Origin of the sequence: Streptomyces atratus (genome assembly GCF_900119365.1) — a bacterium.
In the GTDB taxonomy this organism is placed as follows: domain Bacteria; phylum Actinomycetota; class Actinomycetes; order Streptomycetales; family Streptomycetaceae; genus Streptomyces; species Streptomyces atratus_B.
In genome coordinates, this window is the sequence record NZ_FPJO01000027.1 from 71784 (window position 1) to 74467 (window position 2684).

Genomic DNA, 2684 nt, shown 5'->3' on the forward strand with positions numbered 1-2684 from the left:
CGTGGTCCGGGAGGACCGGCCCGGCGACAAGCGCCTCGCCGCTTACCTCGTCGCCGCCGACGGCGCCCGGATCGACACCGAGGCGGTGCGCCGCGAGATCGCCGGCACGCTCCCGGAGTACATGGTCCCGTCCGCCTTCGTCGTCCTCGACGAGATCCCTCTCACCGTCAACGGCAAGGTCGACCGCCGCGCCCTGCCCGCCCCGCAGTTCAGCAACGAAACCACCGGGCGCGCGCCCCGGGGACCGGGCGAGGAAGTCCTGTGCGGTCTGTTCGCGGAGGTCCTCGGACTGCCGTCGGTCACCATCGACGACCACTTCTTCCACCTCGGCGGTCACTCCCTGCTCGCCACCCGTCTCATCAGCCGCATCCGGCAGACCTTCGGTGCCCAGATCACCGTCCGGGACCTCTTCCAGGGGCCGACGGTGGCCTCACTGGCCGAGTTCGTGGAAGCGGGTGTGGAAGCGGGCGGGGACGCCGTGCAGCGGCCCGCACTGCGGGAAGCGGTGCGGCCCGAGAGGGTGCCTCTCTCCTCGGCCCAGCAGCGGCTGTGGTTCCTGCACCACCTGGAGGGGCCCTCGGCGACGTACAACATTCCGCTGGCCCTGCGCCTCACCGGCGCACTCGACCCGCAGGCCCTCCAGCTCGCGCTCACCGACCTGGTGGTGCGGCACGAGTCGCTACGCACCCTCTTCGGGATGGCGGACGACGCCGCCTACCAGTGGCAGTTGCCGGCAGCCGAGGTCCGGGTGGAACTGCCCGTCCTCGCGGCGACCGAGGCCACACTGGAGGCGGAGCTCGGCGCGTACGCCGCCCGCAGCTTCGACCTCGAGGCCGAACTGCCGGTCCACGCCACCCTGTTCGCACTCGGCGACCAGGAGCACATCCTGCTGGTGGTGATGCACCACATCGCCTCCGACGGCTGGTCCACCACCCCGCTGCTGCGCGATCTGACGGCCGCCTACACGGCACGCACCGAGGGCACCGCCCCCGCGTGGGAGCCGCTGCCGGTCCAGTACGCCGACTACACCCTCTGGCAGCAGGAGCTGCTCGCGGTGGACGGGGAACGGCAGGCGGAGTTCTGGCGCCACACACTGGACGGTCTGCCCGACGAGGCCACCCTGCCGGCCGACCGTCCGCGCCCGGCGGTCGCCACCTACCGTGGCTCCACCCACAGCGTCCACGTACCCGCGGAGCTGCACGACGCGCTGACCCGACTGGCCCGGGAGACCGGCAGCACGATGTTCATGGTGGCCCAGGCCGCCGTCGCCACCGCACTGTCCCGCTCCGGCGCGGGCGACGACATCCCGATCGGCGCCCCGATCGCGGGCCGTTCGGAGCAGTCCCTGGACGACCTGGTCGGCTTCTTCGTCAACACGCTGGTGCTGCGCACGGACCTGACCGGCGACCCGAGCTTCCGCGACCTGCTCTCCCGGGTCCGGGAGGCCGATCTCGCGGCGTGGGCCCACCAGGACCTGCCCTTCGACCGGCTGGTGGAGACCCTCAACCCCGAGCGCTCCACCGCCCGGCACCCCCTCTTCCAGGTGGTGCTCACCCTCCAGGAGGCACTCACCCCGACCCTCGAACTCCCGGGAATCACCGCCGAGTCGGGCTTCACTACCCTGGAGATCTCCAAGTTCGACCTGACCTTCTCCTTCCATGAACACCGCACGGCTGAGGGCCGCCCCGGTGGACTGGACATCAGGGTCGAGTACGCCACCGACCTGTACGACGCCGGTACCGTCGAGGCGGTCGCCGACCGGCTGGTCCGGCTGCTCGGCGACGCTGCCGCACACCCCGAAATCCCGGTCGGAGAGCTGGAGTTCATCGGCCCCGACGAGCGCCGCCAGCTCCTGGAGGGATGGAACGGCGCGGTCACCGGCTCCTGGGGCGCGGGCCTCGCGGAGCTGTTCGCCGCACAGGCCGCCCGTACCCCGGACGCGATCGCCCTGGTCGACGGCGACCGAGAGGTGACCTACGCGGAGCTGGACGCGGACACCAACCGGCTGGCCCATCACCTGGTGGGCCTCGGTGTCCGGCCGGAGAGCGTCGTCGCCGTCCTGATGGAGCGGTCGTCGGACCTGCTCACCGGGCTCCTCGCGGTGGTCAAGGCCGGCGGTGTCTACGCCCCGCTCAACACCGCGGACCCCGACACCCGGCTGCTCCACATCCTCACCGAGACCGCGGCGTCGGTCCTGCTCACCGACCGCGCGCTGGCCGATCACCCGATCGTGGCCCGGACCGCGGCCGAGACCGTCGTGCTCGACGGAACCGCCGACTTCTCCCACCTCCCCGCCACACCACCGGCACCCGGCGCCCACCCCGACCAGTGGCTGTACGTGATGTTCACCTCGGGTTCGACGGGGGTCCCGAAGGGGGTCGCGGTCACCCACCGCAACGTGGCGGACCTGGCCGCGCAGACCATGTACGCGAACGGCAGCCACACCCGGGTGCTCTTCCACTCACCGCACACCTTCGACGCCTCCACCCACGAGATCTGGGTGCCGTGGCTGAACGGGGGAGCGGTCGTGGTGGCGCCCCCGGGCTACCTCGACCCCGGGACCCTGGGCGGGCTGCTGACCGAGCGCGCGATCAGCTCGCTGTGGCTGACGGCGGGTCTGTTCCGGGTGATGGCGGAGGAGGTTCCGGAGGCCTTCGCCGGGGTGCGTGAGGTGTGGGCGGGAG

The 2684-nt window shown here is 72.0% G+C and carries 1 protein-coding gene; it reads left to right on the forward strand.

Translation table 11 applies throughout. From position 1 onward, the window contains the following. A partial coding sequence (locus BT364_RS41885; RefSeq protein ID WP_177328307.1) for a condensation domain-containing protein occupies nucleotides 1-2684 on the forward strand: 2684 nt, incomplete at both ends.